The following is a 1,660-nucleotide window of genomic DNA, read 5'->3' as shown; positions in this document are numbered from 1 at the left end:
CTAGCCTCGAGATTTCATGTCGCCGGGGTTGAGTACGGCGCGTAACGCACGGAAGTGCCTGTCTGGCGCGGGATTCTTGGCTTGTCGAAGGTCAAGATCCACCGCGTAGAGAGGCACTCCGTAGGTGAAGGCTAACCCGGTTGCGTCTGTTGTTCTCGATCCGGTCCGCGAGTCGCTGATCTCCTCGTCGGGCGCTCTGCTGCTGCGGGAAGCGAGCCGAGTCGCGGGCCTGGGCCGTGGCCTGTCGGCGGCGTTGACGCCGTGGTGCGGCTCGCGGGCCCAGCATGATCCAGGGAAGGTCTTGCTCGACCTGGCGACCGCGGTCGCGCTCGGCGGGGACTGCCTCGCGGACATCGCGGCTGTCCGCGCTCAGCCGGCGATCTTCGGATTTGTCGCCTCTGACCCGACGGTGTCGCGACTGTTCGCCACGCTTGCCGATGACGTGGATGCCGCGGTCGTCGCGATCCGGCGCGCGCGTGCCGATGCAAGGGCCGCGGTGTGGGCAGCACGCCGGCCGTTGGCCGGGGCCGCGGGTCGACGCAGCGGCGGGCAGGTCATCGTCGACATCGACGCCACCTTGGTGGGCGCACACTCCGAAAAGGAGGGGGCCGAGCCGACCTACAAGCGTGGCTTCGGGTTCCATCCGATGACGACGTCGATCGACCACGGTGCCCACGGCACCGGGGACACCGGCGTGCTCAACCTGCGACCTGGTCGTGCCTCGGCTTGGGACAGCGCCGACCACATCACAGCATTGGATGACACGATGGCTCAGCTGCCCGAGCGCGAGCGGGGCCAGGTTCTGGTCCGCACCGACACCGGCGGCTGCTCCAAAGCGTTCTTGCGGCACATCGTCGACTCGGGCCTGGAGTACACCGTCGGCTTCGGCGCCAGCGAAGCCGTCAAGACAGCAATCGAGACGATCCCGGATCAGGCCTGGCGTGCCGCACTCGACAGCGATGGCGAGGCCCGCGACGGTGCGCAGGTCGCCGAGTTGACGGCATGGATGCCACCCACCAGCCGGACCGGCACCAAGGACGACTGGCCACCCGGGATGCGGGTCATCGCCCGCCGCGAACGCCCGCACCCCGGCGCCCAACTGCGGCTGACCGACCACAACGGCTGGCGAATCACCTGCTTCGCCACCAACACCCGCGGCCCTGGATGGACACTGGCCGCGCTCGAGGTCCGACACCGCCAACGTGCCCGCTGCGAAGACCGGATCCGTGGCCTGAAGGACACCGGCATGCGGAACCTGCCCTTCGCTGGCTTCGCCCAGAACCGGATCTGGATGGAAATCGTCGCACTCGCCGCCGACCTCCTCACCTGGACCCAGACCCTCGCCTTCGACGAGCACGAACCCGCCCGCCGCTGGGAACCCAAACGGCTCCGGTTCCGACTCCTCGCCGTCGCCGGACGCATCATCAGCACCGGCCGCCGAAGACGACTGCGACTCCCCAGGGACTGGCCCTGGAACCAGCTCATCGACAACGGCTGGCACTCGCTCCGCACCGCCTGACGGCACCACCCCAGACCCACCGACAAGGACACCGAGAACCGGCGGCCCCAGCGCCGGCGATCACACGCGCGCTACTGCTACCGAACGAACCGCCCTACACCGAAACCATCCTCAGCCGGCCACACGAAAGATCGAGGCTAG

1 protein-coding gene is annotated in these 1,660 nt (G+C 68.6%); it reads left to right on the top strand.

Annotation, left to right across the window (positions count from 1 at the left end; genetic code table 11):
* Positions 1-124: 124 nt before the first annotated feature.
* Positions 125-1,519, top strand: a complete 1,395-nt coding sequence (locus ACYVAQ_RS23320; protein ID WP_460793004.1) for an IS1380 family transposase — start codon at positions 125-127, stop codon at positions 1,517-1,519.
* The last annotated feature ends 141 nt before the right edge of the window (positions 1,520-1,660 follow it).

Source organism: Nocardioides maradonensis (genome assembly GCF_054777115.1).
The sequence above is the reverse complement of the archived record's forward strand: the minus strand, read 5'-3'. Positions and strand labels throughout refer to the sequence as shown.